This window comes from Burkholderia sp. 9779_493 (genome assembly GCF_015712215.1).
GTDB classification, from domain to species: domain Bacteria; phylum Pseudomonadota; class Gammaproteobacteria; order Burkholderiales; family Burkholderiaceae; genus Burkholderia; species Burkholderia cenocepacia.
In genome coordinates this window covers 1-25,829 of the sequence record NZ_JACCQA010000043.1, presented here as the reverse complement: position 1 = coordinate 25,829, position 25,829 = coordinate 1, and the positions used below count along the sequence as shown (strand labels likewise).

Sequence of the window (25,829 nt, the reverse complement as noted above, 5' to 3'; positions counted from 1 at the left end):
AGATTCAGGGCAGGTCCAGGGTCGGCGACTCGATGCCACGTGCCCGGTCGATCTTCTCAGCCACCTTGAAGGCGGCATCCAGCTCGCTGACGCCGTGCTGCTGCATGAGTTGGTAGCGTTCTGCCTTCTCCTCGGGCTCGGTTTGCGCGAGCGCGAGGTAGAGACTTGGCGGCACGGCGCGGAACAGCACTTCCATGCTCTTGGAGAGGATGACGCCCTCGGTGAACTTGCCCGCTTCCTTGCGTGCGGAGAGCATCAGCGCCTTCTGCGCCGGCGAGAGTTCGCGGAAGCGCGCGATCTTCTCCACCTCGTCCGGCGGCATCGACAGGCACACCCACCACTCGATCATGTTGAGCATCGGCTCCGCTGCACGTGGCAGGTCGTCGATGTTCTGCGTCGCCAGCCAGAACCAGGCGCCCAACTTGCGCCACATTTTTGTAATTTTCACGACATAGGGCGCGAGCAGCGGGTTCTTGGTGATGATGTGACCTTCGTCGGTCACGTTGACGATCGGCCGTCCCAGGTACTGGTCGCGCTCGGCGATGTTGTTCACCGTGCTGATCAGGCTGATGTAGGCGATGGAGAGCTGCGCGTTGTAGCCCTCGCGGGCATAGGTCGCCAGATCGACCAGCGTGATGTCGGCCTCGGGCCACGGCGTGCCGTCGCGGTCGAACATCTCGCCGTCCGTGCCTTGGCAGAACATGTCCATCGCGTCCGCCATCTCCAGCAGCCGCGCACGGCGCATCTCGGGCAACGTCGGGTCCTGGCCACGGGTGCGCAGTGCATTGCGCACATCGCGCGTGAGCACGGTGCGCTTCTCCGCCACGCAATGTTCGGCGGCGTCGAGGATGCACTGGCGGATCAGCGAGCGGTCGGCCCGCGTCATCCGCGCTTCTTCCTTGTCTTCGCCGCCCGTGATCATCAGCCGTGCCGTGATCTCCAGTTCGCCGAGCACGTCGCGCTGCTCATCCGCCTCCATGGCCGAGGCATCCGGTGGCAGGTCTTCGTCCAGGGCATCGGCATCGAGCGTCTGCACGTCGCTGGGCGTTTCGATCAGCCGGCGTGCGTCGGCGAACGGCGCCAGGCTGATGCCCGATCCGGGGGCCAGCTTGACCCGGTTCACGGTCAGGCCCAGGCGCCGCGCGAAGTCGCTGAACAGGCCGAAGCTGTTGCCGGCTTCCACGATGAAAAGCCGCGGCCGGTAGATGGCCGTCACCTGGTTCAGCAGGTTGTTGAGTGTGGCGGACTTCCCCGAGCCGGTGGGGCCAAATAGAAACAGATGGGCATTCATCTGCCGATCCAACCTGTTCAAGGGGTCGAACGTAATCGGGCCGCCGCCGCGATTGAACATCGTGATGCCGGGATGCCCCGTGCCCTGGGCGCGGCCCCACACCGGCGACAGGTTCGCCGCATGCTGGGCGAACATCAGTTGCGTGTACCACCGGCGCCGATCCTGGCCGGGGTTGTAGCAGCACGGCAGCCAGCGCAGGTAGCTGTTGAGCGGCGCCACCTCGTCGTCCTCGCGCACCGGCTGCAGGCCGGCGTTGAGCATCACGTTCGCGAGGTCCAGGCCGCGCCGATCCAGTTCCGCCTCGTCGCGCCCGCGTAGGTAGAACGCCAGAGTGCCCCGGTAGAGCTTGTGCGCGCTGCCGATCAGGGAGCGGGCTTCATGCACGTCCTTGAGCGTCTGCTCCGACGCCAGCGTCTCGCCCACAGCTTTCTTCGCCAGATGGTTGAGGTCCGATTCGAGGACGTCCTGCGGCGTGGCGACCATCGTGAGACACATCAAGGTGTCCTCGGGCATCTGGTCGAACAGCGTGTTGATCGCGTCCCCCTTGCGGGTCTCGCCGGTCAGGTGCCCGGTGCCGGGCGGCATGCGCAGCCGGTCGGTGATCAGCACGCGGTGCGGCATGCCGTCGAAGTACCAGGCCCCTTGCGCCACGTCCGAGCGCGGCTGCCCAAAGAACAGCCGCTGGCTGAAATCCCGCCCGCTCGCCAGCTCGATCTCGCCGGCCTCGCTTTCCTCGGTACTGTCCGGATAGCGCGCCAACGCGTAGAAGCGCTCCCGGTCCTCCACCCCAGGCCCGAGCAGCGTGGGGCGCGGGTTGAACCACCGCAGCAGCCAGTCGTGGACGTCGGCCGCGACCATGCGCCGGGCCTGGATGCCGGCGTTCGCCAGCCCGCCGCACAGGCGGTCGCAGACGATGTTCAGCATCTGTTCGGGCGTCTGGCCGCGGCGGCTTGCCTGCCCGGTGGCACGGCGATAGACCACCATGCGCACGCGCCGCGTCTGCCCGCGCCAGCGCAGACGGGTAACCACCGTGTCCTCGAACAGGCCGCCCGGCTTGGCTACCGCGCGCAGGTGGTGACGGAAGAAGCGCAGGTAGAACTCGGTGAATGCCGTGCCGCGGGCGCGTGGCTGCACGTAGTCGCACAGGGTCTGCATGTATTGGTCAAAGCTCGGTTCGTCCTGTGCGTATAGCTGGAGCACCCAGGGGTTCTCGTCCAGTTCATCGAAGCTGTCCTGGAGCGCGTTTTCCAGGGCGTCGCGGGCATGCGCGAGCCAGCCAGGCTCCCGGCCCTCGGTGCCCAGCGGCACCAGCTCGAAGAAGGCGGCTACGGATTGACCGTCCTCCAACAGCATGGCCTTCGACTCGGGCAAGAATTCCACCCAGGGCAGCAGTTCCACGAAGGACGGGGCGACGCCGTACAGCGCCTGCTCCTCGGCCACGGTCGCCGGCCTGCGGCCCTGCACCGGGGCGCCGGGTTCGGGGATGCCGGCCTGCTGCAAGGCTTCGACGTGGCGCTGCCAGCCGTCCGGCTGCTCATCGCCGGCCGGGCCGCTGATGCCGGCGCCCGCCAGCTTCGGCCAGGGAAGTTTCCACCGCATCAGTAGGCCTCCACGCGCTCGCCTGGCATGGCGTACTGGATGCGCTGGTACAGGGGGAAGACCGTGGTGTAGCCCGGAACCGGCACCGGGTCCGTGCCCGCCAGGTGCGGATACACGTACATGACGAGATCGGGATTGGGCAGGCGCTGGAACTGGTGATGGACCTCGTTGCGCGCGGTGCGCGTATAGCGCATCTGCTCGGCAGGCGCGGCCTGCATGTCGGCGTCGGTCAGCGGCCGACGCAGGCTCTGGCGCGCATCGAGCAGTTGGCGGCCGGCATTCCGTCCGGCTGCGCCACCGCCGTCGCCGGCCTCCTGCTGCCAGATGTCCATCATCGTGCGGTCACCGTGGGTCAGCAGCTTTTCCTTGCTGGTGGCGCAGCCGCCGAGCGCCGCGACGGCGAGGACCAGCGCCAGGCCACGGGCCAAGCTATTCAAGTTCGAGTGCATGGCTTTCTCCTGCGCGGTGATCGACCTTGCGGCCTTCGGGATCGAAGTCGATGGCGAGCGGCTTTTCGAGGTGAACGGCGACCTTCGCGCCGGGCTGGACATAGACGGCGGCGAACGCTTGGCCGTAGAGCTTGTTGACCCAAGCCGACATGTCCCGCACGCCGCCCGCCAGAATCTGGCCGACCGCTTCCTGGCCGGTGATGCCCACGGTGCCGATGGAGCCGTCCGAGCCGACATAGGACATGCGGCCGCTGTCGCTCTCGATGAGCGAGGCCACACCGGCACCGGCCGCGGTGATCAGGGCCTGCGAGCCGAGGTATTGCTGGGCGTTGCTGCGCCGCTCGCCGCTGACGCACGGGATGCCGTGGGGATCGCTGATCCAGCCCAAGCCCCCACTTTGAGAGTTCTGCTGTTGGTTGTCCTGCTGGTTGCCCTCGCGGTCTTCGGGGATCGTGCGGATCGTGCCGTCGTGGAAGACGAACGTGATGCTGCGCACCTGACCGCGCACGCACGACAGCGTCCAGTCGCCCGAGGCGGTGCCGCTGAACACGGCGCCGGCCACGTCGGGAATGTCGATGCCATTGGCGGTCAGGTTGTCCGGCCCGACCAGGACTTTGAACGGATAGGGATCATTGACCGTGCCGTCGATCGGCACGCGGCCGATCAGCGCGGTCATGGCGACCGAACCCATGAGCGTGGAGTTGGTCGGCACGGTATAGACCGGCTTGGCACTCTTGACCCCGGCGGCGCGGGCGCCCGCGTTGGCCACGGTTTCCGCGGTGGTTTCGAGCGTGCTCTGCGCCGGGCCGAAGCTCGTGGGGAAGCTCATGCCGCCGCTCGCGCCACGCCCCCCGTTGCGCCCCTCGGCGGGCTTTGCGTGGTCCGGCTCGACCCACCGCACGCCGCCCTCCATGCCGGCCTCGTCGCCGCCCTGCAGCCCCAAGCCCACGGGCAGGTCCGCATGGCCGCCGCCGCGCCCGCCGATGCTGTCCAGGCGCCGCTGCAGGTCGGCGAGCAGCCCTTCGGTCTGCTGGCGCGCGCTGGCCGCCTGCTCCTGGTCGCGGCGCAGGTTGGACCGCTCGGATTCGAGCGCCGAGTTGATGCGCTGGTCGATGGAGTTTTCGCGCTGACGCAGCCGCTGGTTCTCTTCACGCTGGGACTTGTTGTCCGAGAGCGCGGTCTGAAGCTCGGTGCGCAACTGCTTCACCTGCGCCACCAAGGTCGCCACGGTGTCGCGCGGGGTATCGCCCTCGATGCCGAGAGCCTTCATTTCATCGGGCGTGAGCTGGGCGCCGTTGTCCTCCGCGGGTGGCGCCGTGCTGCCTCCACCCGAGAACAGCCGGATACCGACGAACAGCACCAGGATGGCGACAGGGATCATCAGCCACTTGAGCAGGCCGTTACTGCGCATGGCGGGCCTCCTTGGTGTTCTCGTCGCCGTCCGGCTGCGGCAGATGCAGGGCAGGGTCGAAGCGGTGAATCGCCGGCAGCAGCGACTGCGCGAGGCCGCGGCCGCGCGTGACCAGGTACAGGACGGTCGTGTCCTCGGGCGTGCCGCGCGGGCCCAGCGCCTCGTGCTGGAAGGTGGCGGTGAGGAAATCGCCTTGCAGCACGCGCGGGTCGAGCGTGATCCAGCCGCCGCTGCCGTTGGTCAGGCGCACGGCTGTGACCCACTGGTCCTCCAGGCGCCACGACGCGAGCGCGACCGCGCGCACGGGCAGCGTTGGCATCAGTGTGTCCAGGTCGAGGTCGCGGGGCAGGTTGACCCGCATGACGCCCGGCAGCGGCTCCACGGTGCGCAACGGCGCGTAGAGGTTCTGCGCGGCGAAGCGCGTCAGGACGACAGGGACCGGGGTTTCGCGCCGCGCGGTCCGAGCACCTGCCTGGGCACGTGCTGGGGCATCGTCGGCGCCGCCTGCCTGATCGCCGTAGCGCGCTGGAGTGCTGCTGCCCTCGACGATGCGCACCGGCTCCAGCTCGGCCTCGCCGTCCTTGGGTGGTTCGGCCGCGATGTCCAGCAGGATCAGCGCGCCCGTGTCGGCGTCCTGCAGTTGCAACCGCGTGGGCTCGATCGGCTCGCTGGCGCGCAGGTACACCGCGCCGCCCGCGCTCTGTACGCGGAGGCGCTCGCCCACGCCCGCGGGCACGCCCACGCGCACGTCCCGGTCGATGAACACGATGCGTTCCTGACCGACCTTCAGCGGCACTGCCAGCGGCATGCGCTCCCAGCGCAGGATTTCCACTGCATGGGCGACGGGTGCCGCGGCCACGGCCAGCAGTCCCAGCAGCGCGAGTACAGGGTGCTTCATGGGGTGTTTCCTCCTTGAGGCGCTTGCGGAGACAGGCCACTCGGCGCCGGGCGCGTCGGCTCCGGTGCACTGATGCGCTGGGGCGCGCCGTCGTAGCAGTCCAGCGCCAGGCCGAACGGGTTGCGGGCGGGATCGACATCCACCCGCGTGACCTTGATCGGATAGCGCACCAGGGCGCGCTTGACCTGCTCGGCGCCGTAGTACTCGTCCGCCGTGATGTCCAGCGTCACCACCCAGTCGCGGTCGGACACGGTGCGCACGCGTGCCGTGGGGTCGTCGCCATAGCCGCGGCCGGGAATCTCGTAGATGCCGCGCACGCGCTGGCGCAGCTCGCCGGTGGAGCGGCGGTAGTCGTAGTCCGCCCGCAGGAAGGCCTGGCAGGATGGGGTGAGGTACGGCGAGAGCGTGTGGAGGTTGCGCGGGTAGTCCTCTTCGCCATTGGTCGGCCAGCGGTTCAACGTCTGGAACACGTAGAACGTGAACGCATAGACCGATTCGGGCGGCACCTCCCACCACTTGCGGGTACTGCCAGAGCGCAGGTCGGGCGGGACGTGGATGGTCAGGTCGCGCGGCGCGCTCCACCAGCCGCCGCCCATGACCAGGGCAACGACGACCAGCGCGCCCGCGCCCAGCCGCAAGGTCTTGATGTGCGCCTGCAGGTGGGCGATCTCGTTCTTGAAGCGGCTCATCGCATGCTCCTGCGGGTGGACCAGAAGCCCGAGCGCGAGATCAGCACATGGCCACCAACCCAGCCTGCCATCAGCGGATGGCGCGTGACGATGCGCCATTGCAGTTGTCGATACAGCCAAGTGTCGGGACGCCCACGCTTGAGGCGGCGCAGGATGCCGCCGCCGATGAAGACGCCGAGCGCCACACCCAGGACGACGAACGTCGGCGCCAGCGCGATCGTGCGGAACACCCAGGACAGGGGCGCGCCGACCAGCAGGCCGGCGGCGCCGGACAGGCCGCAGCAAATCCAGAGTTCATCGGCGGTGAGGCCGCGCACGACAACGGGATGGCGGTTGAGCCGGTGCGGAAGGAACGTCACGGTCCCGTCCGCACGGACGTGCTGCTGCTCGGACATACCGGCCTCGCTTACAGGATGCCGGTAGCTTCGGTGAGCAGCCAGATGCCGATCACCAGCAGCACGGCGCCGATGGCGACCGTGAGGCCGAACTGGCCCCACGTCTTGCGGCCGGTGTGGATCTCCGCGTAGGTCCCGTAGGCGTGGTAGCAGACGCCGATGAACATCGACGCCACCACCAGCAGGGCCACGAGCATGATGATGTCGTAGCCGTAGTTGCGGATGGTCTCCATGATGCCGTTGCCGGTGCCGCGCGTGGGGTTCTCCAATTGCGGCAGACCTTGCGCGAACGACAGCGCGGGCAGCGCTGCGGCGCCCAGGGCCACGGCGGCGCGCTGGGCAAAACGGGAAGTGAGGTTGCGGTTGTGCATGGTCGGGCCTTTCAGGTCAGGACAGAAGGAAGAAACTCAGGACGAGGTACATCGCGACGAAGCGGATGCAGACGCCGAGGAACTGGCGCTGGTTGAGGCGGCTCTCGGACCACCCCACGTAGGCCGTTCGGATGGCCCAGACGCCCCACACGAGCAGGACCGCGAACACGACGCCGACCAGGACGGTCGCCATTGCGGAAGGCGCGATGCCGCTGTTGGCTTGAAATGCCGAGACCTGGGCGCCGTTCATTGCTTGCCCCCCGCAGTCGTCGCCGGCAGCGGCTCGGCCGCCCGCTCGGTGCGGTAGTCGCCGGCCAGTTCGGAGGGGTCGCGCGGCTGAGCGCGCGATGGCGTCAGGTGAAACTGGATGCCGGCGCGAACGCGCGCCAGGTCAGCCAGCAGCCGCGGGTAGTCGAAGTGGTAGCGCTCGCCCGGCTGGATGGGGGCATGCGCGGCGCTGTCCGCGACGGTGCGCTCCAGCGCGTCGAGCTGGCGCAGTGCGGCGACCAGCTCCTGGCGCTGTGCCGGAGACTCGGCCAAGGCCATCTGGGACTGACCCAGCAGGAGGGCCGTCACGAGAAAAGTGGGCACGCCGCGATGCGCGGCGCGCAGCCAGATCGAAGCCACCATCGCGCCATTCCTGTGTGATCAGCAATGGGGTGATCGTGGAGATCAGGGCTGTTTTAGGCCGCAAACAATAGGAACTGGCGGACGACCGGATTGGGCATACCGCGAGCGAACCTACAAAAGCCCGGGTCGAGTTTCGATTATTGCGTTTTTCGAGTGTTTCGAATATGATCGGCTCTGCAACCGTTTTCGCTTAGGAGCTACCCATGACCACCGCCACTGCCCAATCCAAGATGACCCTTCCCGCCGCGGGAGAGGTTAAGGCAGCCGTCCAGGGTCAACGTGCCTTGGCGGCTTACCTCGCAACCCAGTTCGAGACGCAGCACATCCAGATCTTTGATGACCACAAACAGGCTCATCAGGTGGAACTGCCTACCTCGGCTTTACGCCTGCTGGTCGACATCCTGGCCGAGTTGGCCGATGGCAATGCAGTAAAGGTGGTGCCCGTCCATGCAGAGCTGACGACCCAAGAGGCGGCGGACTTGCTCAACGTGTCCCGTCCCCATTTCGTCAAGCTGCTAGAAGATGGGGTGTTGGCATTTCATCGCACCGGCAAGCACCGCAGGGTGAGGTTCGCCGATCTGATGCAGTACAAGGAAGCGCGCGAGCGCGCCAGTGAGCAGGCGATGGCCGAACTCGCTCAGCAGTCGCAAGAGTTGGGAATGGGATACGAATGAGGCATTCCCCATTCACCGCCGTCTACGACGCGTGCGTTCTATATCCCGCGCCACTGCGGGATTTCCTGATGTGGCTCGGCCTGTCTGGCCGCTTCCGGGCGCGGTGGAGCCAAGCCATTCATGAGGAGTGGAAACGCAATCTGTTGATCAACCGCCCCGATCTCACCCGGGTTCAGGTCGACAGGACGTCGGATCTCATGGACAGGGCCATTCCGGACGGCTTGGTGGAGGGCTACGAAGCGCTCGTGGCAGGCCTGACATTACCCGATCCGAACGATCGGCACGTCCTGGCTGCGGCGATTCGCTGCGGTGCGAGCGTGATTGTGACGTTCAACGAACGTGATTTCCCGAACGATCTGCTGGCTCCGTACGGCATCGAATCGCAGCACCCCGATGAGTTTGTGGACAACCTGCTGGATCTGGATGCGGCCGCCGTAGTGTCGGCTGCGCAGCGCCAGCGTGCCCAACTCAAGCATCCGCCGATCGATGTGGACCGCTATCTCGAAATCCTGCTGCGCCAAGGCCTTGTGCAAACGACCAAGGTGCTGGCGACCTATCGCACCATTCTCTGACCCGCCGAGAGCCACGGATGACCAAGAATCCTTCATCAGACGCCACTTTGCCGAAAGGCATCCATCGAAGCTGGAAGCTGCCGGATAAGTCGCTGGGTGACTTGTGGGATTCGATCGTGATGGACGAAGCCATCAAAAAACAGTTGCTGTCACAAGCGATCGTCAACTTCACGGTGCGCCCCAAGGTGGAGCGCACGGTACTCCCCCTGCACGGCGTGATCTTGTTGGTCGGCCCGCCGGGGACTGGGAAGACCTCCTTGGCACGGGGCTTGGCGCATCGTGTGGCCGAATCTTTTTCTTCTGCGAAGTTTCGATTGCTGGAAGTGGAGCCTCACACGCTGACGAGCTCTGCAATGGGAAAGACTCAACGCGCCGTGGCAGACCTGTTCTCGCAATCGATCGCAGAATCCGCAGCGGCGGGCCCGACGATCGTCCTTCTGGACGAGGTCGAAACGCTTGCGGCTGATCGAGCGAAGCTCAGCCTGGAAGCCAACCCGGTTGATGTGCACCGGGCCACCGACGCGGTGTTGGTGCAGTTGGACATGTTGGCCGAACGCAACCCGCATCTGCTGTTCGTGGCCACCAGCAACTTCCCACAGGCCGTCGACAGTGCCTTCCTATCTCGTTGCGACATGGTGATGGAGGTGCCACTGCCCGGCAAGGATGCCTGCAAGCAGATCCTAGTGGACTGCCTGAATGGCCTGGCAAAGACATTTCCGGGGATTGGCAAGCTTTCCTCGGCTCACCAGTTCGACGCGTGCGCTGGCGAGTGCGTCGGATTGGATGGTCGGGCCATTCGCAAGGTCGTAGCCAACGCCCTCGCGGCCGACCCGCAAGTGGCTATCGATCCGAACAAGCTTTCCGTAGAGCACCTGCGCAGTGCGATACGACAGGCAAAGCAAATGCGCCTTCAAGGAGGGAAGCAAAAATGACCACCGTTGTCAGCCGGACGTTTCGCAGCTCGCCGCACCGCGATGCGTTGCAGACATGGGATGCCATTGTCGAACTGCTCACTCAGGGCAAGGACGGCACGGCTCGCTCTGAACTCAGGGCCGTGACGGGCGTGGCCGCCAGCTTGATCGCCGACCAGGCACCCAAGAGCGCGCCCATCGTTGCGACATGCGATGGACCACGGACCAGGATCTACTGCCTCTTCGACGAAGACGCGATCGATGGTGATGATGCCAACGAAGAAGTCTTGGGGTTCGAGCCGTTGAAGGGAGACTGGGGAGTCTCGCTGCCGTGTCCGAAGGAGCAGCTAGGCTGGGTGCAAAGCGCGCTCAAAAAGCACAGTTCTCGCATCATTGCACGGGACTTGAGCCAAGGAATTGCCACGCAGGCGCAGGCCGATGCTGGGCAAGCGCTGTCGCTCGACCTCGGAGGTTTCCTCAAGTCATGAGCACCGTCGCCACCTACTCGTACACGCACTCGGTTACCTATGTGACCGACAACATCCTCAAGAGCTTGAAAGACATCATCCTGCTCAGTGGGCTGGACCCTGAGCACTTTGCGGATCGCTGGGAGAGCAATACCCGAGCCATCAAGACGTGGCTCGGGACCGGTGATCTGCGCAAGGTGATTCTGGAGATCTACAACCCGGCAACCGACAAGCTCGTGACCCGATGGGATATCGACATCGTGTATGGGTGGTCCGATGGCGACGGCAGCTTCTGGACAGATACCGAGCAGTTGAAGTACGCGATCAAGAAAGCTGGGCTGCTGCCATCGCAGGCCAAGTACAAGTTAATGCTCGATACAAAGCCAGGGCGACCTGATGTGGAGGGATGGAGCAAAGGAAGTTATCGCTCGACGGATGGAATGGTCAAGCAGAGCCTAGGCTCGACTGTCGAACACAGCGGCCTGGCGGGTCAGGCCGGATATTGGAGGCAACGCTGATGCTGTCGATCGATGAAGCTTTTCGCAAGTTCAAGTCGCGTCTGGAACTCAACGAACGCGAACAGAAGAATGCCTCGCAACGCCAGAACGAAGTGCGGGACTACCTGCAGACCAAGTTCGGCATTGCGCGCAGCTTCCTGACCGGTTCCTATGCTCGATACACGAAGACGAAGCCGCTCAAGGATATCGACATCTTCTTCGTGCTGAAGGACTCGGAGAAGCATTACCACGGCAAGGCCGCATCGGTAGTGCTGGATGATTTCCACTCTGCATTGGTGGAGAAATACGGTTCGGCGGCCGTGCGCAAACAGGCGCGCTCGATCAACGTGGATTTCGGTGTTCACATCGACGCGGAGGACAACACGGACTACCGGGTGGTCAGCGTGGATGCGGTGCCCGCATTCGACACCGGCGACCAGTATGAGATCCCCGATACGGCGTCCGGAAAGTGGATCAAGACGGACCCGGAGATCCATAAGGACAAGGCGACCGCAGCGCACCAAGCCTATGCCAATGAGTGGAAAGGTCTCGTGCGCATGGTGAAGTACTGGAACAACAATCCCAAGCACGGCGATCTGAAGCCGGTGAAGCCCTCGTTCCTGATCGAGGTAATGGCCCTTGAGTGTCTTTACGGCGGCTGGGGAGGATCGTTCGATCGCGAGATCCAGTCGTTCTTTGCCACGCTTGCCGATCGAGTTCATGACGAGTGGCCGGATCCCGCCGGACTTGGCCCGGCGATCAGCAACGATATGGATGCCGCGCGCAAGCAGCGCGCGCAGCAGCTGCTGTTCCAGGCGAGCCAAGACGCAAGCATCGCCATCGACCACGCGCGTCGTGGTCGCAATATCGAAGCGCTTCGCGCCTGGCGCGCACTGTTTGGCCCCAAGTTCCCACTGTCCTGATTCCATCGGCTTCCATACACGTCCCATCGAGGTACAGCATGTCCCAGTGGTCGCTTTCCCAGCTCCTGTCGTCCCTGCATGAGGACATCCAGCAGCGCTTGTCCGTAGTACGCAAGACCTTCGGTCACCCGGGTACGAAGGGGGATGCGAGCGAGAACGTCTGGATCGACATGCTGGATACCTATCTGCCCAAACGGTACCAGGCGGCCAAGGCGCATGTGGTGGACAGCCTGGGGAACTTCAGCCAGCAGATCGATGTGGTGGTGTTTGATCGGCAATATTCGCCTTTTATCTTCACCTACGAGAACGAGACGATCATTCCAGCCGAAAGCGTGTACGCCGTTTTCGAGGCCAAGCAGACGGCTGACGCGGGGCTTGTGGCCTATGCCCAGGAGAAGGTCGCCAGTGTGCGCAGGCTGCACCGCACGAGCCTGCCGATCCCGCACGCTGGCGGGACCTACCCAGCGAAGCCGTTGATTCCGATTCTGGGTGGCTTGCTCACCTTCGAGAGCGAATGGAGTCCTGCATTGGGTCCATCCATGGACAAGGCGCTGAACGCAAACCTCACCGAGGGGCGTCTGGACATCGGATGCGTTGCCGCCCACGGGCACTTTTTCTATGACCAAGCCAGCGGCGCGTACAGCTACACCAACGAAAACAAGCCGGCGACCGCGTTTCTTTTCAAGCTGATCGCGCAGCTTCAGTTCAGTGGAACGGTCCCCATGATCGATGTGGAGGCTTACGGTCAGTGGTTGACCAAGTGAGGGGGCGCTGTGGCAAGCATACGTTCGGAGTACCACCGGTTCCTGGCGCACTTGGCGCAGCGGCACGTGCACGACGACGTGCGCCGGCTGGCGCACCTGGTGCTCGATCACCTGCAGCCACTGGCCGAGGTCGGTGCTGCACGCCGGGGGCGCTCCACGCGCTTGGCGCCGCTGGCCATCGCGCATCTGGCGCAGATGCCTGTCGCCTACGACGGGGACGCGCGCGGCCCCGAAAACGGGCCGGCGCTCGGGCGACTGCACCAGCTCGAAGTCGGGCCGTTTCGAGGATTCATGCGGCAGGAGACGTTCGACCTCAGCCATGACATCACCTTGGTCTACGGTGCCAACGGCACCGGCAAGAGCAGCTTCTGCGAAGCCTTGGAAGTGGCGATGCTCGGTTCGATCAGCGAAGCGCAGGCCAAGCGGGTCGACCAGCGGACGTACTGCAACAACGCTCGCCTGCGCCGCCACGTCGCGCCAGTCCTGTCGTCTACGGCGGCGGGCGAAGCGCAGGCCGTCCAGCCCGACGAAGCTGAGTATCGCTTCTGCTTCATCGAGAAGAACCGCCTCGACGATTTCGCCCGAATCGCCGCGCGGACCCCGAGCGATCAGCGCCAGCTCATCGCCACCCTGTTCGGCGTGGACCAGTTCAGCGAGTTCGTGCGCGGCTTCAACCCCTCGCTCGGTCAGGACCTGATGCTTGCCGGCGTGCAGGCGGCGCAGCTGGCGCAGCGTCGCCTGCGGTTGGCGAACTCCGAACAGACCATCGCCGCCTACCCGCAGAAGATCGCAGCGGTCGAGGGCCTGGAACAAGCTTTGGCGCAGCGCATGTCACCTGGCGCGACCTATCAAGCCTGCGTGGACTGGCTGCTGGGTACGCCGCAGCAGCAAGGACGGCTACCGTATGTCCAGGCTCAGCTGGACGCCAACCCGCCTGCCATTCACGAGGTGACCCAGGCCCGCCTGCAAGCGTTGCTGGCAGAGGCCTACCGCGTCCAGGGACTGTGGCAAGCGTCTTCCGCGCAACTCGCGGCACGCGCGGGCGAGGTGTCGTACGCGAAGCTCTACGAGGCCGTGCAAGCGTTGGCGGACGGGGCGACCGTGTGTCCGGCATGTGGAACCGGACTGGCCGCTGTGGCACAGGACCCGTTCGCCAGGGCGCGAATGGGCCTGGAGCAGCTCGCGCAACTGGCCGTCCTGCAGCAGCAAGAGGCCGGGCATCGGACGCAGTTGAGCGAGGCGGTCCGAGCGCTGTGGGACGAAATGCGCCGCGTGGTGGCGGCGGCTGGGGTCGCTTGTCCTGCCGAATCGCAGGCCGCGGGCCTGCCACTGCTGCCTCCCACGTCGGCGGGCAATTGGCTCGGCGGCTGGGTGAATGGGGACCAGCGCGCCTGGCAAGCCCTCTTACGGATCGCACAGATCATCGAAGGCTTCGACGCGCAGGCGCGCGACGTGAATGCCCAGCGCGGCGCGATGGCCCAGGAGCGGGACCGCCTGCAACAGCATCAGCTGGAGATCGAACGGCTGCGGACCATGCGCACGACTGCGGATCAGGAGCTGGCGGCCGCCCGCCAAACCGTGGCCCAGTTCGACGACGCGAACCGCGGCCTAATCCAGGCGGCCACGGACGAAATGCCGGTGGTGGTGCACCATCAGCGGGTCAAGGCCGCCTACGACGGCTTCCTACCCGAGATTCAGGCATACCTGACCGCTCTGCCGGGGGTTCTGCTACAGGGGCTGGGAGACCAAGCCCGCCATCTCTACAACGCATTCAACCGGGCCGATCCGCCCGGCGATCTGCTGCACGCGCTGTGGTTGCCCGTGGCCGAGAACGGCAAGATCGAGGTGGAGTTCGCCGGCGAGCCGGGCGTGCGCTACGACGCGTTGATCGTCTTCAGCGAAGGGCACATCAAATGCTTGGGTCTGGCGATTCTGCTTGCCAAGAACCTCGCGCAGGGCTGCCCCGTGGTCATCTTCGATGACGTCGTCAATGCGATAGACGACGACCATCGCGATGGCATCTGGCGTACCTTCTTCGAGGACGGTTTGCTCCACGGCAAGCAGGTTATCCTCACCTCGCACGCAGAGGAGTTCCTGCACCGCATCCAGCAGGAGTTGGGCGTGCGCCGCGCCGCGGCCATCAAGCGCTACAAGTTTCTCCCGCATCAGGGAGAGCACGAACTGCGGGTCGACAGCGACCCGCCAGCGAAGAACTATGTTCTTCTGGCCCAGCAGGCGTTGGCGGCTGACGAGAAACGCGAGGCACTGCGCCAGGCCCGGCCGGCGCTGGAGAGTCTGACGGACCGCCTGTGGACGTGGCTGGGTCGGCGGGCGGACGGCCGGATCGACATCAAGCTGAGCGGGCCCCGCGCGCCTTGGGAGCTGAACAATAAATGCACCAAGTTGCGGTCGGCCGTCGAGCGTATCGCGGCGCAACATGCGGGTGCGCCGGATGCCGTAGGGGCGTTGGTCAGGCTGCTCAATGTCAGCGGTACGAGTATTGAATGGGGTTACCTCAATAGCGGTGTGCACGACGCTCAGCGCGATCATGAGTTCGATCGGGCGACGGTAAGAACGGTCGTCGAGGCGGTTACGGCGTTGGATGCTGCTCTTGATACCCTGCAGAACCGATGAACGGCACACGGCTTTGCAGAGCAGTGCCGCCCGTGTCACCTCATAAGTACTTCTTGAAGCTGCCTGCGGTCAGGCTGACTGCCATCCCCAGCAACGCCGCGCTGGGCAGCAGGATGACCAGAGGATGCACCGATATGGGCAGAGCGAGATAGGTGACCCAAGGCAGCACGGCCAACGGCATCAGGCTGGCCTTCGCGCGGTGGTAGATGAAGCCGGATTCGCGGCCGGCGCCGAACCGGCGCACATCCCGTCGCACCAGGCCGTCAATCAGGCCGACGAATGCCGCCGTGAGGATCAGGGGCAGCGTGAGCACCAGGACCAGCAGGCGCACCAGGAAGGTGAGCGTCGTGAAGGCCGCAGCGATCAGGTAGCTTTCGGCCCAGACATAGACTTGGCTGATGTAGTAGCGGAAGTTGCGGCTCTGCCCGTGGCTGGCCGAGCGGACGCGCTCGGCGGTCTGGCTCATGCGCTCCAGCAACCCCGAGCGCACGAACACCCACTCGTACCCGGTATCCACCAGCTCGTGCGCCGTGCGCCCCGGCTCCTGCACGACCACGCTGCGCGTGAAGTGGTCGGACAGGTGCCCGAGTTCGTACTGCAGCATCTGCTGGGAGTGGCGCCAGCCCTGGTCCTTCCAGAACAGGTGCATGCCGACGCACTCCACCGCGATCGAGAACAGCAGCGAGCCAATGAGCACCCCGAGCAGCCGGAACGGTAAGGTGATGGTGCCGACGATCAAGCCTTGGCGTTTGTTCTGCTCCCGCTGCGCGGTCGAGGCGGCATCCTTCATGGCACGGCCTCGTTGTCCGCGCCATCGTCGGCGCCGGTGGCCACCGCGCCGGGCTCGGCCGCAGCGGCATCGTCAAGCAGGTCGTCGGGCAAGGCCGGATCCTGCAAGGCCGACGAGCTGGTGAACTCCCACCACTGCGTGGCCTCGCTGTAGCTCTGGCGCATGTACCCGGCCAGTTGCTGCAGGTCCGCCGGCATCACTTCATCCGCGTCCGGCGCCGGCAGCGGCATGCGTACCTTCCAAAGCTGGCCGCCCTGCAGCAGCGCGAAGCACTGGCCCTTGGGCAGGCCGACGACGTGTGACGGCTCGATCATCGGCACGCTGGACATGCTGATGCGGTCCTGGGTGTTCGACGTGAAATCCGTCGCGCCGCGGATGTCTGAGCTGTCCGTCGCGCCCGAGACGATGGTAGTCGTATAGACCTCGACCTTCGGCAACTGCCTCGTCAGCAGTTCCGCGGTGGCCGTCTCGCGCACGCGCAACATGAACAGGTTGTTGAAATTCCCGATCACTTGGCCGGCCTTCGCGCGATTGCCGATGCGGGCCTCGATGTCCGAGAGCGTTTGCGTGTAGGCGGTGACTTGCAGGCCCGCGCCACCGCCCTTGTTGATGAGCGGAATGAACTCGTCACCCATCAATTCATTGAACTCGTCCGCATGCACGTTGATCGGCACGCGCGCACCAGCCGATGCACCCGGCAGTCCATCGTCGATCCCGTGCTTGTAGATGTGGCCTGCGACCGAAACCAGGTCGGAGAACATCGAATTGCCGACCGCCGCGGCGACCTCGGCATCGGACAGCGCATCCAGGCCCACATAGACGACGGCTCGCTTCCTGATCACCTGCATCCAGTCGAAGATCGGCCGTGGGTCGGCCAGGTCGGAGTAGTTCGGCGCCAGGAGCTGGGCGATCTTGCCGCTGGTGAGCTTTTCCAGCAGCGGCAGAAGCGATGCAACGATCTTGTCGAAGTAGGTCTTGTCGTAGCGGACCGCCGAGCGCAGCCCGTCGAGCACCGGGTCGTAGTTGCGCGCCTGGGAGAGGTACTGCTCCAGCGCCACCACGCGCTTCTCGCGCCCGATCATGTTCCTTGGGATGTTCTTCTCGTTGAGCTTGGCCTCGATCTGGACGATCACCTCCCAGGCCTTGGGCTCCGTCTTGGCGAAGTAGTGCTGGGCGTACTCGATGAACAGCGCGTCGATGTTGATGACGTGGCGCTGGATCAGCATGTAGTCCGGGCGCTGCCCCAGTTCCACCAGGGCGCGGGCGATGATGTTCACGAAGCGCCATGCGAACTCGCGGAACGCCGCGCTGTTGCCTTCGCCGGAGAGCTGCCCCGCCACCCGGGTCGCCACTTCGCTGATGCGGCCGAAGCGGCCCACCGCGTTGTAGCGTGCCGAAATGTCCGGCCAGCCCAAGTGGAAGACGTAGAACTCGCCTTCGCGGCCAGCGCGCTGGGCTTCGACGTACATCCGCTTCAAGAGATCGGCATCCCCCTTGGGATCGATGACGATGACGACCTCATGCTCGCCGGCAGCATTCCTGCGGCGGATGTCCTGCGTGACGAACAACTCGGCCAGGCGCGTTTTGCCCACCCGCGTGGTGCCCAGCACCAGCGAGTGGCCGACGCGCTCGCCCAGCGGCAGGCTGACATCCACCTCGTCGGGTTCGATGCCGTGCAGGCGCGGCAGGCCACCGACAGGCGGCAACGGGCGCACGGGGTTGAAAGGCACGTCCCAGCCCGTGAGCGCGGGCAGCCGGGACAGCGGGAATGGCGCGAACTCCAGCCGCTCCTCCAGGCGCCTGGCCAGCCGGTAGGCCGGCGTCGGCTCGACGTACCGCCGGAACTCCGGCCGGTACGTCTGCATCAGCCTATGGGTGTGCTTCTGCTCCCAGAGGAACCCGCGCCCCACGAACAGCCGCTGCTGGCTGACCGGCACGTCCTTGCTCGTCATCACGTAGCGCGGCAAGCGGCGGATGTTGCGCCGGTAGCGCAGGATGACACGGGCATCGCGGTAGCGGATCGCGCCGTAGGCGCCGAATGCCAAGGCGCTGCCGACGCCCATCGAAGGGCTCAGCGCGAGCGACCATGGGGCCACCAGGCACAGAAACGCGGCGCCTGCACACGCCGCGACGGTGTATAGCTCCACCGCTGGGCGTAGCAGAACCTCGACCGGCTGTTTGCCTGACATGGCGTCATTGCTCGATGCCGGTGGCCGTGATCAGCGCCGGGTAGTGTCGCAGGCCCAGGCGATCGGCCAGGTCGTCGCCGGCCACGGGCGCGAGCGGTACGCCCGGCACCAGGGCGCGCAGCCGCGCCAGGCCCTGCGCGGTCTCGACGTTGACCACCAGGCCGACCGCGCCGCGCTCGCGCAACGCGTCCGCGTGGCGGCGCAGCCAGGCCTGGGACGCCTCGTCGTCGCCGATGACCACGAACGGCCGCAGGCCGGGTGCTTCGATCACGCGCCGCGCGACGGTGCCGGGTGTGAGCTTGGCGCTGCGCACCGGCAGCATCGCGGCTTCGTCCACTGGCGTGGCGGGAACCTGGGGCGTCGGGATGGGTGGCCGGGCCGAGGCATTGGCGCGCGGCTGGAGGTTGAGGGCCTCGTAGTATGGCAGCGCCGACGTGCCGCCGCAGTCTTCGACCACGATCAGCGGCTCGCCGGCACGCGAGACTAGCGGCAGGCCTGCCAGCAGCATGAGCAGGCCCGTGAGCGCGAGATGGACCGGATGTGGTTCCGTCATGGGGAGGTCTCCTGGCGCGCGGCGAAGACCGCGGCGGTTGGGCGCGTGCCCTGCACGCGGGCAAGGTGGCGGGACACACTGCGCCGATAGCGGGCGGCGGGCTCGCCGCCTGCGGGGCGGTGGTAGCGGCCGATCGCCAGCAGCCAGTCCTCGCTGGGGGTGTGCTGCTCCTTCAGGATCTCGGCGGCAACGGCCAGGTTGCGGTACGGGTCCAGCAGGTCGCACGCGCCGGTGAAGCGGTGCTTGTGGTAGCCAAGGTTGATCTGGCCCAGGCCCGCGTCGATGCGCGTGTGCGGCGTGGCGCGCATCGCCTGCTGCAGGCCAGCGCAGGCGTCCGCGCGCGTGGCGAAGCGGCGCGATTGGCCGGCGACGTTGAGGGACCACGGCCATGGCACCAGGCGCCCGTTGCGCCGGATGCCGCTCTCCTGCAAGGCCACGGCGTAGAGCACGGTCGAGGAGATGCCTGCGCGCTGGGCAGCGAGTTGGTAAGCCGGTGGCGGAACCTCCTGGGCCAGGGCGGCACCGGCATACAGGCCGGCAGCGAGCATCAGTGCGCGCAGGGACACGGCTACGGCTGGCGCTGCCATTGGCCGTTCACTTTGCGCACGGCGGCGGGCAGATCGCCGGGCAGGCCCAGCGACAGCCAGCGGCCGCCGTCGTGGTTGAGCGTGATGCTGCCGGCGCGCACGCGCGCCGGATCGACGTTCGCGCGCTTGGCCCAGTCGCGGATGCGCGCATCGTCCTGGCGGCTGCCGACCATGTAGAGGTCGAACTCGGCGCCCGAGGATTGCAGGCGCTGCACGAGTTGCCCGCAGGCCGCGCAGCCGTCCTTGACGAACACCGCCGTGCGGCTACTGCCGCGCACGCCTGCGGCGGTCGGCAGATCATCGGGGAGGTTCACTCGCTGCATGCCGGGGTTCAGGCGCTGCCACGCTTCGTCGTAGGCGCGCTGGTAGGCAAGCAACTTCTCGACGCGCCTTGCCTCGGCTTTCACCTGCATTTCGGCGTAGCGGCGCCGCTCTTCATCGGAGCGAGCCTCGACGCCCAGCGCGGAAAGCGGGTCCAGGTTGGGCGAGTAGATGCCCAGCGGCCCCTCCATCAGTTCGCGGTAGCGCGCCCACTCCTGCGGTTGCAGTCCCCAGTCGCTCGCCACGCGGTCGTCCAGGATGCGGCCGATCACGGGACGCTCCTGGCTCTGGGCATTGCGGGACTGGGCCGTGGCGGGCTGCTGCGCCCAGACGGGCAACTGCGCTGCGGCCAGCAGGAACAGGGTGAGCAAGATCGAGGGCTTCATGGCGGGACGGTCTCCGTCAGGGAATCGCCAAACGGCGGGTCTGCTCGCCGGCCTGGAAGACGGCGGTGTTGCCCTCGATCGCCTGCAAGCGCCACGGGCCGACCGCATCGCCGGGCAGCAGCACGTGAACCTGGTCGGCAGTGAACTCGCCCGTCGCTGGTGCAACGGAAAGGCTGCGCTGGCCGGCTCGCAGTTCGGCACCCACGATGCGGAGCGGCAACGGGAAAGGCTCAGGTTTGGCGGCGGCCTTGCTTGGTGAGCGCGGCTGCGCAGGCACAGCGGCACGAACCGTCGCTTGGCGAGCCTTGGCCTGCTCGACCTCGGCGCGCAGGGCCTGAAGGTCGTCGTTGGAGGCATGGCCGCCCAGCGCCTGTTCAACCTGCGCGATGCGGGCTTCCAGCGCCTGCCGGATGTGCTGCAATTCCGCCGCGGTTGCGGTAGCCGGCCGCTGCTGTACGGTCTCGGTCAGCCCGACCACCTGTGCTTCGAGCTGCTGCAGGCCGGAATCCACCCGTTCCTGGTCGGCCAGGCCATTCATCGCCTGGTGGTTCAGGGCAACGAAGACGCTCAGGCCGATCAGCCAAAGCCAGAGCAGGCTCTGCACGATCACGGCGGCGGTCGAGCGCTGGGAAGGCCGTGGTGCGTTGTTCATGGCTGACCTCCCGCGAGCGGGAACGTCTGCACCGCCTCGGTGGCGAGTGGTTCGGGAACCGGATCGGCATCTGCATCGCGGCCGTGCCGCTCGAAGCAGACCTGTCGCGTCCGGTCATCGGCGTGCAGGTCCCAGGCCGGGCCGGCAAGGGTGAGTAGCGCATCGCGCAAGGTCATAGGGCCGAGGTGCAGATGTGCCGCAGGCAACGGCAGCGCGTACAGCTCGATCACGGCATGCGCGGTCTCGCAAAGGCCATAGCCGCTGCGCTTGAGCACATGCCGCAGCCCGTCGCCAACCGTGGCGCGGGCATCCTCGGGCATGGACACGTCGATGGTCTGCAACAGCAGGTCGCGCTGCGCCGCCGTGGGTGCCAACTCGACCAGGGTGTAGCGGCCGTAGCGCACGACCGGGATGTACTCGGGCGCCTCGGGTTCGGGCGCGGCCGAGACTTCCTCGATGGCATCGGGTGCGAGCGGCGCCGTGGTGGTCGCGCAGCCGCTGGCCAAGGCTGCGGCCAGGAGGCCGGCGCCGACCAGGTGCCGGGATACATGGATTGCGGGCATGGCATCGGCTCTTCTGTTGCGATGCCGATACCTTGGCCGCGCGCGGCGGCGCGGTCAGTCAGGAATGCGAACTCGGAGCTACCCGCTTTTGCAGTCCAACACATAGCGCAACCCGCAAACCCAACCGTGGTTTGCACATTGATTCAATACTTGTTGTATTATCGAATCATGCAAGAAGATCAAGCCATTTCCGCCTTAAACGCCCTGGCTCACACCCAGCGCCTGCGCGTGTTCCGCGCCTTGGTCGTTGCTGGGCCGGGCGGACTGACCCCGAGCACGCTAGCCGACCAGCTCGACGTGGCCCGCAACACCTTGTCGTTCCACTTGAAGGAGCTGGCCCATGCTGGCCTCGTCAGCATCGAGCAGCAGGGTCGCAACCTGATTTATCGCGCCGAGTACGGCCGCATGGACGGTCTGATCGGTTACCTGACCGAGCATTGCTGCCAAGGTGGCGTATGCGAGGTTTCTCCATCCAAGACCTGCTGCTGACCATGACCGATACCACTTACAACGCCTTGTTCATCTGTACGGGCAATTCGGCCCGCTCCATCCTCGCCGAAGGCATCCTCAACGACATAGGCCAGGGGCGGTTTCACGCCTGGTCGGCAGGCAGCCATCCGAAAGGCGAGGTTCACCCGCTGGCGCTCGCTACGCTAGAGCGGCTGCACCTGCCGACAACGGGCTACCGCAGCAAGAGCTGGGACGAATTCTTGAAGCCCGATGCGCCGGTGTTCGATTTCATCTTCACTGTCTGCGACAACGCCGCCGGCGAGGCCTGTCCGCTGTGGCCGGGCAAGCCGGTTTCGGCGCATTGGGGCGTGCCTGACCCGGCCGCGGTGGAAGGCACCCAGGAACGACAAAGCAAAGCATTCTTCGACACCGCCATGACGCTGCGCCGACGCATCGAGTTGTTCCTGTCGCTGCCGATCAAAAGTCTCGATGCCATGTCGTTGCAGCGCGAATTGCGCGACATCGGCCGTCAGTGAGGCCCGCGCGATGAGTGCAACCAATACCGCCGGCACCGCGCCCGCAAACTCCGCGATGAGCGGTTTTGAGCGTTACCTGACGCTATGGGTGGCGGTGTGCATCGTCGCCGGCATCGCGCTCGGCCAGTTCGCGCCCGCCGCATTCCAGGCCATCGGCCGCATGGAGATTGCCCAGGTCAACCTGCCGGTCGGCCTGCTGATCTGGGTAATGATCATCCCCATGCTGCTGAAGGTGGACTTCGCCGCGCTCGGCCAGGTGCGCCAGCATTGGCGGGGCATGGGGGTCACGCTGTTCATCAATTGGGCCGTCAAGCCGTTCTCAATGGCGCTGCTGGCGTGGATCTTCATCCGCCACGTCTTTGCCGACTGGCTGCCCGCCGATCAGCTCGACAGCTATATCGCCGGCCTGATCCTGTTGGCTGCTGCACCGTGTACCGCAATGGTTTTCGTTTGGAGTCGGCTGACTGGCGGTGATCCGGTATTTACGCTGTCGCAAGTGGCCTTGAACGACACCATCATGGTGTTCGCCTTCGCACCCATCGTCGGCCTGCTGCTGGGCCTGTCGTCGATCACGGTGCCGTGGGACACCTTGCTGGTGTCGGTGGGTTTGTACATCGTCATTCCGGTCATCCTGGCCCAGCTCTGGCGCCGGGCGCTGCTGAGCAAGGGGCAGGCCGTGTTCGATCGAACACTGGAACGCATCGGCCCGTTGTCCATCGCCGCGCTGTTGCTGACGCTGGTGCTGCTGTTCGCCTTCCAGGGCGAGGCCATCATCCGGCAGCCGCTGGTGATCGCCATGCTGGCGGTGCCGATCCTGATCCAGGTGTTCTTCAATTCCGGTCTGGCGTACTGGCTCAACCGCCAGGCGGGCGAAAAGCACTGCGTCGCGGGGCCATCCGCGTTGATTGGTGCCAGCAACTTCTTCGAGCTGGCCGTGGCCGCCGCCATCAGCCTGTTCGGCTTCCATTCCGGCGCAGCACTCGCAACAGTGGTCGGCGTGCTCATCGAGGTGCCGGTCATGCTGCTGGTGGTGCGCGTGGTCAATCGCTCACGCGGCTGGTACGAACGCCGCGCGACCACTTCGTAATCTCCAAGAGGCATCCATGAGCACCATCACGATCTACCACAACCCAGCCTGCGGCACCTCGCGCAACGTGCTGGGCCTGATCCGCAACAGCGGCGAGGAACCGACCATCATCGAGTACCTGAAAACGCCGCCCGACCGCGACACGCTCCAGGCGCTGATCGCGGCGATGGGCGTTCCGGTGCGAGACGTGCTGCGCGAGAAAGGCACGCCCTATGCCGAACTCGACCTGGGCAACCCGAAGTGGAGCGACGACGACCTGATCGGCTTCATGCTCCAGCATCCCATCCTCATCAACCGGCCTATCGTGGTCACGCCGCTAGGCACGCGCCTGTGCCGGCCTTCGGAAGCCGTGCTCGACCTGCTGCCGCAGCCGCAGCGCGGCGCGTTCAGCAAGGAAGACGGCGAACCGGTGGTCGATCAGGATGGCCGCCGTGTCTGAATCCCGTCTCGACCTGCCGAACATCGACGCGGCGCTGTTCCAGCAATCGGACACCGAACACCTGTTCGCGCCGGCACGGGTCACGCACGCGCCGCGCTTCCTGCTGTTCTACGGCTCGCTGCGAGAACGCTCGTTCAGCCGCCTCGCCGCCGAAGAAGCGGCGCGCATCCTGCGGGCGCTGGGCGGCGAGACCCGATTGTTCAATCCGTCCGGCCTGCCGCTGGTGGACGATGCGCCAGCCGATCACCCCAAGGTGAAGGAACTGCACGAACTGGTGCAATGGGCCGAAGGCATGGTGTGGAGTTCGCCGGAGCGCCACGGCGCGATGACCGGCCTGATGAAGACGCAAATCGACTGGATTCCGCTGTCGGTCGGCGCGGTGCGCCCGACCCAGGGCAAGACGCTGGCAGTGATGCAGGTATCGGGCGGCTCGCAGTCCTTCAACGCCGTCAACCAGATGCGCGTGCTGGGCCGCTGGATGCGGATGCTGACCATCCCGAACCAGTCCTCGGTCGCCAAGGCGTACCAGGAGTTCGACGAGGCCGGGCGCATGAAGCCCTCGGACTATTACGACCGCATCGTGGACGTAATGGAAGAACTGATGAAGTTCACGCTGCTCACGCGCGACGCGGTCCCCTATCTGGTGGATCGGTACAGCGAGCGCAAGGAGAGCGCTGAATCACTGTCCAGGCGTGTACGGCAAGGTGCAATTTGACGCTGCGAGGCGCTGAAAAAAAGCCGACGACCTCTCGGTCGTCGGCATTGCGTGAAGTTCAGGCGGCGACCAATTGCCGGGCCAGTGCGACCTCGACGGAATCACCGTCCTGGTTGAGTACATCCAGCCCGGATTCGGGCACGTCGCCCGAGGTGGACTGCGAGACCATGATCTTCTTGGCCATCAGCTCCAGGCAGGTCATCTGCGAGGAACCGGAGTAGCCGAGGTAGATCACGCGCACCGGCTGCTTCTGCCCGATGCGCCAGGAGCGGCGTGCCGCCTGCTGGAGCGAGTACACGTTGTAGCCCGACTGCATGAATACGATCGTCGGGAAGTCCAACAGGTCCAACCCCGTCTTGACCAATTCGGGATTGGTGATGAGCACGTCGATGCCACGATCCAGTTGCTCCGCAATCCAGTCTTCGCGACGGCTGGCATCCACGCTTGCGCGCAGCACCGCCACCCGAAAACCTTCCTGCTCCAGCAGCACCTTCAACCGGCTGGTCGTGTCGCGTGTGCCGGTATAGACCGTGTAGGCCAGGACCTTGCGGCCCTGGGCCTTCTCTTCCTTGCAGATCTCGATCAGCTCACGCTCCTTGGGGCTGATCTCGAACTCGTTGAACTGAGCCGGGACGAACGCCAAGGTGTTGCGCGTGCGCGGATGCACCACGGTTTCCGACCGGAAGCAGCAATCCGGCCAGGCCAGCAGCACGTTGAGCACCACCCCCAGCAAGGTCGTATCGCGTCGCGCCAGAGCCTGTTTCAACTCCGCGGTCAGCCGACCCGCCAGATCGCGGTAGGCCGCGGCTTGCGCCGTGTCCATTGCGACCTCACGGAACTCTTCGTCATACGGCGGAAGCACGTTGCCGCCGATGTCTCTGAGCTTCAGGAAGATCGTGAACGGCAGGATGCAGCGCAACACGCCCTTGGGGCCGAAGCCTGGGGCCTTGACCGTTCTGACACTGACTTTCGTGCCTTTCGCGGTCTTGTGCGCCGTGCCGGTGCTCTCGGAATAAATGTCCTTCAAGACACCGTGATCGCGCATGAACGCCATCGCGGCCGAGGTCATGCTGCCGCTCGTGGTCGGGCGGTAGCCGTCTTCGATCATCCGCCCGGGAAGGGCTCGGAACAGCAGGTAGAACAGATCGTCGCCGTAGCCGCCCATCAGCGTGCCGGTCAGCAGCAAGGTCTTGCGAGCCTTCGCTGCCAGCACGCCCATGGCCTGGCCTTGGGCACTGCCACCGTTCTTGTACTCGTGGGCCTCGTCGGCGATGAGCAGGTCGAACGTGCCTTGCGGCAGGTAGTCGGGTAGGGACAGGCCATTGCTGGCCCATCCCCCCCTAAGAACCGTACGTGAGAGTTTCCCCTCATACGGCTCAAGCCTTT

30 protein-coding genes are annotated in these 25,829 nt (G+C 65.7%); 13 read left to right on the top strand and 17 right to left on the bottom strand.

Features of this window, described 5'->3' with window-relative positions; translation table 11 throughout:
• Positions 1-4: 4 nt before the first annotated feature.
• Genes H0X95_RS30910 through H0X95_RS30870 form a run of 9 tightly spaced genes read right to left on the bottom strand, consistent with a single transcriptional unit; the run spans position 5 to position 7,733 of the window.
• Positions 5-2,890 carry a conjugative transfer ATPase gene (locus H0X95_RS30910; RefSeq protein WP_058343378.1) on the bottom strand — a complete coding sequence of 962 codons (2,886 nt, stop codon included), beginning with the start codon at positions 2,888-2,890 and terminating at the stop codon, positions 5-7.
• Complete coding sequence (locus H0X95_RS30905; RefSeq protein ID WP_031329484.1) at positions 2,890-3,339, bottom strand: TIGR03751 family conjugal transfer lipoprotein; 450 nt, start codon at positions 3,337-3,339, stop codon at positions 2,890-2,892. The genes H0X95_RS30910 and H0X95_RS30905 overlap by 1 nt, the downstream gene beginning before the upstream one ends.
• On the bottom strand, positions 3,320-4,750 hold the full coding sequence (locus H0X95_RS30900) for a TIGR03752 family integrating conjugative element protein (protein ID WP_058343379.1): 1,431 nt from the start codon (positions 4,748-4,750) through the stop codon (positions 3,320-3,322). The genes H0X95_RS30905 and H0X95_RS30900 overlap by 20 nt, the downstream gene beginning before the upstream one ends.
• On the bottom strand, positions 4,740-5,648 hold the full coding sequence (locus tag H0X95_RS30895) for a TIGR03749 family integrating conjugative element protein (protein WP_009516219.1): 909 nt from the start codon (positions 5,646-5,648) through the stop codon (positions 4,740-4,742). The genes H0X95_RS30900 and H0X95_RS30895 overlap by 11 nt, the downstream gene beginning before the upstream one ends.
• Positions 5,645-6,337, bottom strand: coding sequence for a PFL_4703 family integrating conjugative element protein (locus H0X95_RS30890; RefSeq protein WP_009516220.1), 693 nt, complete (start codon positions 6,335-6,337; stop codon positions 5,645-5,647). Before H0X95_RS30890 ends, H0X95_RS30895 begins: the two co-directional genes overlap by 4 nt.
• Positions 6,334-6,732 carry a TIGR03750 family conjugal transfer protein gene (locus H0X95_RS30885; protein ID WP_009516221.1) on the bottom strand — a complete coding sequence of 133 codons (399 nt, stop codon included), beginning with the start codon at positions 6,730-6,732 and terminating at the stop codon, positions 6,334-6,336. Before H0X95_RS30885 ends, H0X95_RS30890 begins: the two co-directional genes overlap by 4 nt.
• Before the next feature lie 11 nt (positions 6,733-6,743).
• Positions 6,744-7,103: a TIGR03745 family integrating conjugative element membrane protein gene (locus H0X95_RS30880; protein WP_003090173.1), complete on the bottom strand. Its 360-nt coding sequence runs from the start codon at positions 7,101-7,103 to the stop codon at positions 6,744-6,746.
• A 16-nt stretch (positions 7,104-7,119) separates the two neighbouring features.
• Positions 7,120-7,353 carry a TIGR03758 family integrating conjugative element protein gene (locus H0X95_RS30875; protein ID WP_003050225.1) on the bottom strand — a complete coding sequence of 78 codons (234 nt, stop codon included), beginning with the start codon at positions 7,351-7,353 and terminating at the stop codon, positions 7,120-7,122.
• On the bottom strand, positions 7,350-7,733 hold the full coding sequence (locus H0X95_RS30870; RefSeq protein WP_003090167.1) for an integrative conjugative element protein, RAQPRD family: 384 nt from the start codon (positions 7,731-7,733) through the stop codon (positions 7,350-7,352). The genes H0X95_RS30875 and H0X95_RS30870 overlap by 4 nt, the downstream gene beginning before the upstream one ends.
• A gap of 203 nt (positions 7,734-7,936) precedes the next feature.
• On the opposite strand from H0X95_RS30870, the gene H0X95_RS30865 reads away from it, so the two are divergent.
• Genes H0X95_RS30865 through H0X95_RS30830 form a run of 8 tightly spaced genes read left to right on the top strand, consistent with a single transcriptional unit; the run spans position 7,937 to position 15,175 of the window.
• Positions 7,937-8,407 (top strand): helix-turn-helix domain-containing protein, encoded by a 471-nt coding sequence (locus H0X95_RS30865; protein ID WP_003050245.1) that lies wholly within the window; start codon positions 7,937-7,939, stop codon positions 8,405-8,407.
• Positions 8,404-8,979 carry a PIN domain-containing protein gene (locus H0X95_RS30860; protein WP_003153636.1) on the top strand — a complete coding sequence of 192 codons (576 nt, stop codon included), beginning with the start codon at positions 8,404-8,406 and terminating at the stop codon, positions 8,977-8,979. The genes H0X95_RS30865 and H0X95_RS30860 overlap by 4 nt, the downstream gene beginning before the upstream one ends.
• A gap of 17 nt (positions 8,980-8,996) precedes the next feature.
• Positions 8,997-9,911 (top strand): CBASS system CD-NTase-associated protein Cap6, encoded by a 915-nt coding sequence (gene cap6, locus H0X95_RS30855; protein WP_003050256.1) that lies wholly within the window; start codon positions 8,997-8,999, stop codon positions 9,909-9,911.
• Positions 9,908-10,378: a type III CBASS phage resistance system CD-NTase-associated protein Cap8 gene (gene cap8, locus H0X95_RS30850; protein ID WP_003090160.1), complete on the top strand. Its 471-nt coding sequence runs from the start codon at positions 9,908-9,910 to the stop codon at positions 10,376-10,378. Before cap6 ends, cap8 begins: the two co-directional genes overlap by 4 nt.
• Positions 10,375-10,875, top strand: coding sequence for a type III CBASS phage resistance system CD-NTase-associated protein Cap7 (gene cap7, locus H0X95_RS30845; RefSeq protein WP_003090159.1), 501 nt, complete (start codon positions 10,375-10,377; stop codon positions 10,873-10,875). Before cap8 ends, cap7 begins: the two co-directional genes overlap by 4 nt.
• Positions 10,875-11,777: a CBASS oligonucleotide cyclase gene (locus H0X95_RS30840; protein ID WP_003090158.1), complete on the top strand. Its 903-nt coding sequence runs from the start codon at positions 10,875-10,877 to the stop codon at positions 11,775-11,777. Before cap7 ends, H0X95_RS30840 begins: the two co-directional genes overlap by 1 nt.
• Before the next feature lie 38 nt (positions 11,778-11,815).
• A complete protein-coding gene (nucC, locus tag H0X95_RS30835) occupies positions 11,816-12,541 on the top strand; it encodes a CBASS effector endonuclease NucC (RefSeq protein WP_003050273.1) in 726 nt (241 codons plus the stop codon).
• 9 nt (positions 12,542-12,550) lie between these two features.
• Positions 12,551-15,175: an AAA family ATPase gene (locus tag H0X95_RS30830; RefSeq protein WP_110159228.1), complete on the top strand. Its 2,625-nt coding sequence runs from the start codon at positions 12,551-12,553 to the stop codon at positions 15,173-15,175.
• Positions 15,176-15,215: 40 nt separating this feature from the next.
• On the opposite strand, the gene H0X95_RS30825 is transcribed toward H0X95_RS30830, so the two are convergent.
• The 7 genes from H0X95_RS30825 to pilL2 are packed head-to-tail and all read right to left on the bottom strand — an operon-like array spanning position 15,216 to position 21,216.
• A complete protein-coding gene (locus H0X95_RS30825) occupies positions 15,216-15,965 on the bottom strand; it encodes a TIGR03747 family integrating conjugative element membrane protein (protein WP_023108453.1) in 750 nt (249 codons plus the stop codon).
• Entirely contained in the window at positions 15,962-18,154 is a 2,193-nt protein-coding gene (traD, locus tag H0X95_RS30820) for a type IV conjugative transfer system coupling protein TraD (protein ID WP_023108452.1), read from the bottom strand. The genes H0X95_RS30825 and traD overlap by 4 nt, the downstream gene beginning before the upstream one ends.
• A 4-nt stretch (positions 18,155-18,158) precedes the next feature.
• Entirely contained in the window at positions 18,159-18,707 is a 549-nt protein-coding gene (locus H0X95_RS30815; RefSeq protein ID WP_033961852.1) for an integrating conjugative element protein, read from the bottom strand.
• Positions 18,704-19,294 carry a transglycosylase SLT domain-containing protein gene (locus H0X95_RS30810; RefSeq protein ID WP_024767279.1) on the bottom strand — a complete coding sequence of 197 codons (591 nt, stop codon included), beginning with the start codon at positions 19,292-19,294 and terminating at the stop codon, positions 18,704-18,706. The genes H0X95_RS30815 and H0X95_RS30810 overlap by 4 nt, the downstream gene beginning before the upstream one ends.
• Positions 19,276-20,001, bottom strand: a complete 726-nt coding sequence (locus tag H0X95_RS30805; RefSeq protein WP_058343380.1) for a TIGR03759 family integrating conjugative element protein — start codon at positions 19,999-20,001, stop codon at positions 19,276-19,278. The genes H0X95_RS30810 and H0X95_RS30805 overlap by 19 nt, the downstream gene beginning before the upstream one ends.
• A 16-nt stretch (positions 20,002-20,017) precedes the next feature.
• Entirely contained in the window at positions 20,018-20,653 is a 636-nt protein-coding gene (locus H0X95_RS30800; protein WP_011804681.1) for a hypothetical protein, read from the bottom strand.
• The gene (gene pilL2 / locus H0X95_RS30795; protein WP_011804682.1) at positions 20,650-21,216 is read right to left on the bottom strand and encodes a PFGI-1 class ICE element type IV pilus protein PilL2; all 567 of its coding nucleotides are present in this window, start codon (positions 21,214-21,216) and stop codon (positions 20,650-20,652) included. The genes H0X95_RS30800 and pilL2 overlap by 4 nt, the downstream gene beginning before the upstream one ends.
• Before the next feature lie 168 nt (positions 21,217-21,384).
• On the opposite strand from pilL2, the gene H0X95_RS30790 reads away from it, so the two are divergent.
• From H0X95_RS30790 to arsH, 5 genes are read left to right on the top strand one after another with little or no spacing between them, the layout of a single operon-like run.
• Positions 21,385-21,705, top strand: a complete 321-nt coding sequence (locus tag H0X95_RS30790) for an ArsR/SmtB family transcription factor (RefSeq protein ID WP_023108449.1) — start codon at positions 21,385-21,387, stop codon at positions 21,703-21,705.
• Between the two features lie 2 nt (positions 21,706-21,707).
• Positions 21,708-22,202 (top strand): arsenate reductase ArsC, encoded by a 495-nt coding sequence (locus H0X95_RS30785; protein ID WP_011804684.1) that lies wholly within the window; start codon positions 21,708-21,710, stop codon positions 22,200-22,202.
• Between the two features lie 10 nt (positions 22,203-22,212).
• A complete protein-coding gene (arsB, locus tag H0X95_RS30780) occupies positions 22,213-23,289 on the top strand; it encodes an ACR3 family arsenite efflux transporter (protein ID WP_023108447.1) in 1,077 nt (358 codons plus the stop codon).
• A 16-nt stretch (positions 23,290-23,305) separates the two neighbouring features.
• Positions 23,306-23,728 carry an arsenate reductase (glutaredoxin) gene (gene arsC, locus H0X95_RS30775; RefSeq protein WP_011804686.1) on the top strand — a complete coding sequence of 141 codons (423 nt, stop codon included), beginning with the start codon at positions 23,306-23,308 and terminating at the stop codon, positions 23,726-23,728.
• Complete coding sequence (arsH, locus tag H0X95_RS30770) at positions 23,721-24,443, top strand: arsenical resistance protein ArsH (protein WP_330165503.1); 723 nt, start codon at positions 23,721-23,723, stop codon at positions 24,441-24,443. The genes arsC and arsH overlap by 8 nt, the downstream gene beginning before the upstream one ends.
• A 58-nt stretch (positions 24,444-24,501) precedes the next feature.
• Here arsH and H0X95_RS30765 read toward each other — a convergent pair.
• Positions 24,502-25,829, bottom strand: a 1,328-nt coding sequence (locus tag H0X95_RS30765) for a helicase-related protein (protein ID WP_230878315.1), incomplete at its 5' end; no start/stop codon positions are given.

What these genes read in the sequence shown, in the direction of transcription:
- H0X95_RS30910 (WP_058343378.1), bottom strand. Translation starts at nt 2,890, where the DNA reads ATGCGGTGGAAACTTCCCTGGCCGAAGCTGGCGGGCGCCGGCATCAGC.
- H0X95_RS30905 (WP_031329484.1), bottom strand. Translation starts at nt 3,339, where the DNA reads ATGCACTCGAACTTGAATAGCTTGGCCCGTGGCCTGGCGCTGGTCCTC.
- H0X95_RS30900 (WP_058343379.1), bottom strand. Translation starts at nt 4,750, where the DNA reads ATGCGCAGTAACGGCCTGCTCAAGTGGCTGATGATCCCTGTCGCCATC.
- H0X95_RS30895 (WP_009516219.1), bottom strand. Translation starts at nt 5,648, where the DNA reads ATGAAGCACCCTGTACTCGCGCTGCTGGGACTGCTGGCCGTGGCCGCG.
- H0X95_RS30890 (WP_009516220.1), bottom strand. Translation starts at nt 6,337, where the DNA reads ATGAGCCGCTTCAAGAACGAGATCGCCCACCTGCAGGCGCACATCAAG.
- H0X95_RS30885 (WP_009516221.1), bottom strand. Translation starts at nt 6,732, where the DNA reads ATGTCCGAGCAGCAGCACGTCCGTGCGGACGGGACCGTGACGTTCCTT.
- H0X95_RS30880 (WP_003090173.1), bottom strand. Translation starts at nt 7,103, where the DNA reads ATGCACAACCGCAACCTCACTTCCCGTTTTGCCCAGCGCGCCGCCGTG.
- H0X95_RS30875 (WP_003050225.1), bottom strand. Translation starts at nt 7,353, where the DNA reads ATGAACGGCGCCCAGGTCTCGGCATTTCAAGCCAACAGCGGCATCGCG.
- H0X95_RS30870 (WP_003090167.1), bottom strand. Translation starts at nt 7,733, where the DNA reads ATGGTGGCTTCGATCTGGCTGCGCGCCGCGCATCGCGGCGTGCCCACT.
- H0X95_RS30865 (WP_003050245.1), top strand. Translation starts at nt 7,937, where the DNA reads ATGACCACCGCCACTGCCCAATCCAAGATGACCCTTCCCGCCGCGGGA.
- H0X95_RS30860 (WP_003153636.1), top strand. Translation starts at nt 8,404, where the DNA reads ATGAGGCATTCCCCATTCACCGCCGTCTACGACGCGTGCGTTCTATAT.
- cap6 (WP_003050256.1), top strand. Translation starts at nt 8,997, where the DNA reads ATGACCAAGAATCCTTCATCAGACGCCACTTTGCCGAAAGGCATCCAT.
- cap8 (WP_003090160.1), top strand. Translation starts at nt 9,908, where the DNA reads ATGACCACCGTTGTCAGCCGGACGTTTCGCAGCTCGCCGCACCGCGAT.
- cap7 (WP_003090159.1), top strand. Translation starts at nt 10,375, where the DNA reads ATGAGCACCGTCGCCACCTACTCGTACACGCACTCGGTTACCTATGTG.
- H0X95_RS30840 (WP_003090158.1), top strand. Translation starts at nt 10,875, where the DNA reads ATGCTGTCGATCGATGAAGCTTTTCGCAAGTTCAAGTCGCGTCTGGAA.
- nucC (WP_003050273.1), top strand. Translation starts at nt 11,816, where the DNA reads ATGTCCCAGTGGTCGCTTTCCCAGCTCCTGTCGTCCCTGCATGAGGAC.
- H0X95_RS30825 (WP_023108453.1), bottom strand. Translation starts at nt 15,965, where the DNA reads ATGAAGGATGCCGCCTCGACCGCGCAGCGGGAGCAGAACAAACGCCAA.
- traD (WP_023108452.1), bottom strand. Translation starts at nt 18,154, where the DNA reads ATGTCAGGCAAACAGCCGGTCGAGGTTCTGCTACGCCCAGCGGTGGAG.
- H0X95_RS30815 (WP_033961852.1), bottom strand. Translation starts at nt 18,707, where the DNA reads ATGACGGAACCACATCCGGTCCATCTCGCGCTCACGGGCCTGCTCATG.
- H0X95_RS30810 (WP_024767279.1), bottom strand. Translation starts at nt 19,294, where the DNA reads ATGGCAGCGCCAGCCGTAGCCGTGTCCCTGCGCGCACTGATGCTCGCT.
- H0X95_RS30805 (WP_058343380.1), bottom strand. Translation starts at nt 20,001, where the DNA reads ATGAAGCCCTCGATCTTGCTCACCCTGTTCCTGCTGGCCGCAGCGCAG.
- H0X95_RS30800 (WP_011804681.1), bottom strand. Translation starts at nt 20,653, where the DNA reads ATGAACAACGCACCACGGCCTTCCCAGCGCTCGACCGCCGCCGTGATC.
- pilL2 (WP_011804682.1), bottom strand. Translation starts at nt 21,216, where the DNA reads ATGCCCGCAATCCATGTATCCCGGCACCTGGTCGGCGCCGGCCTCCTG.
- H0X95_RS30790 (WP_023108449.1), top strand. Translation starts at nt 21,385, where the DNA reads ATGCAAGAAGATCAAGCCATTTCCGCCTTAAACGCCCTGGCTCACACC.
- H0X95_RS30785 (WP_011804684.1), top strand. Translation starts at nt 21,708, where the DNA reads ATGACCGATACCACTTACAACGCCTTGTTCATCTGTACGGGCAATTCG.
- arsB (WP_023108447.1), top strand. Translation starts at nt 22,213, where the DNA reads ATGAGTGCAACCAATACCGCCGGCACCGCGCCCGCAAACTCCGCGATG.
- arsC (WP_011804686.1), top strand. Translation starts at nt 23,306, where the DNA reads ATGAGCACCATCACGATCTACCACAACCCAGCCTGCGGCACCTCGCGC.